We start from the raw sequence: 1,660 nt of genomic DNA, 5'->3' as shown, positions 1-1,660 counted from the left end.
TGGTGTTCCCGAGTAGCAGCGAGCTCGTGGAATTTGCTGTGAATCTGCCGGGACCACCCGGTAAGCCTAAATACTTCCTGAAGACCGATAGCGGACTAGTACCGTGAGGGAAAGATGAAAAGTACCCCGGGAGGGGAGTGAAAGAGTACCTGAAACCGTGTGCCTACAAGCCGTCAGAGCCCGAGCAACATCTTTGATGTTTACGGTGATGGCGTGCCTTTTGAAGAATGAGCCTGCGAGTTAGTGCTGCGTGGCGAGGTTAACCCGTGTGGGGTAGCCGTAGCGAAAGCGAGTCTGAATAGGGCGATTGAGTCGCGTGGTCTAGACCCGAAGCGGAGTGATCTACCCATGGCCAGGCTGAAGCGTCGGTAAGACGACGTGGAGGGCCGAACCCACTTAGGTTGAAAACTGAGGGGATGAGCTGTGGGTAGGGGTGAAAGGCCAATCAAACTCCGTGATAGCTGGTTCTCCCCGAAATGCATTTAGGTGCAGCGTCACATGTTTCACCACGGGGGTAGAGCTACTGGATGGTCTAGGGGCCTTACCGGGTTACCGAAATCAACCAAACTCCGAATACCGTGGTGTGAGAGTGTGGCAGTGAGACGGCGGGGGATAAGCTTCGTCGTCGAGAGGGAAACAGCCCAGAACACCAGCTAAGGCCCCTAAGTGTGTGCTCAGTGGGAAAGGATGTGGGATTGCCCAGACAACCAGGAGGTTGGCTTAGAAGCAGCCACCCTTGAAAGAGTGCGTAATAGCTCACTGGTCAAGTGGTCCTGCGCCGACAATGTAGCGGGGCTTAAGCACACCGCCGAAGCTGTGTCATTCGTGCATATAGATCGACTCTTCTCGTGAAGGAGTGTCCAGTCGCACGGATGGGTAGGGGAGCGTCCTGCATCCAGGGAAGCGGCGGCGGAAGCCAGTCGTGGAGGGTGTGGGAGTGAGAATGCAGGCATGAGTAGCGAATGCAGAGTGAGAAACTCTGCCGCCGGATGACCAAGGGTTCCTGGGCCAGGCTAATCCGCCCAGGGTAAGTCGGGACCTAAGGCGAGGCCGACAGGCGTAGTCGATGGATAACGGGTTGATATTCCCGTACCCGAGCACGTGCGCCCAGGATGAGGCGGTTGATACTAACCACCCAAAGCGCCAGCTGAGACCCTTCGGGGTGGAGGCTGGTTGTGGAGCGTGGGATCTGATTCCGTAGTAGTCGAGTGATGGGGTGACGCAGGAAGGTAGCTCCGCCAGTGAGTGGTAGTACTGGTGTAAGCGTGTAGGCCGGAACATAGGTAAATCCGTGTTTCACATAGGCTGAGACGTGATGCGTAGCCGATTGAGGTGAAGTAGAGTGATCCTATGCTGCCGAGAAAAGCCTCTAGCGAGTGCGTGCACGGCCCGTACCCCAAACCAACACAGGTGGTCAGGTAGAGAATACTAAGGCGATCGGGTGAACTGTGGTTAAGGAACTCGGCAAAATGCCCCCGTAACTTCGGGAGAAGGGGGGCCAAACACTCTGAAGTCCCGTGCGGACTAGGGGTGGGTGGCCGCAGAGACCAGCGGAAAGCGACTGTTTACTAAAAACACAGGTCCATGCGAAGTCGCAAGACGATGTATATGGACTGACGCCTGCCCGGTGCTGGAACGTTAAGAGGACCGGTTAACCCTT

1 rRNA gene is annotated in these 1,660 nt (G+C 56.3%); it reads left to right on the top strand.

Annotation, left to right across the window (positions count from 1 at the left end):
* Nucleotides 1-1,660: ribosomal RNA gene (locus tag ACZ5ZX_RS41665) — 23S ribosomal RNA — on the top strand; the annotation flags it as partial.

It is taken from the genome of Amycolatopsis sp. NPDC033938 (assembly GCF_055575975.1).
Note: the sequence above shows the minus strand (reverse complement) of the source record. Positions and strands in the feature narration are given on the sequence as shown.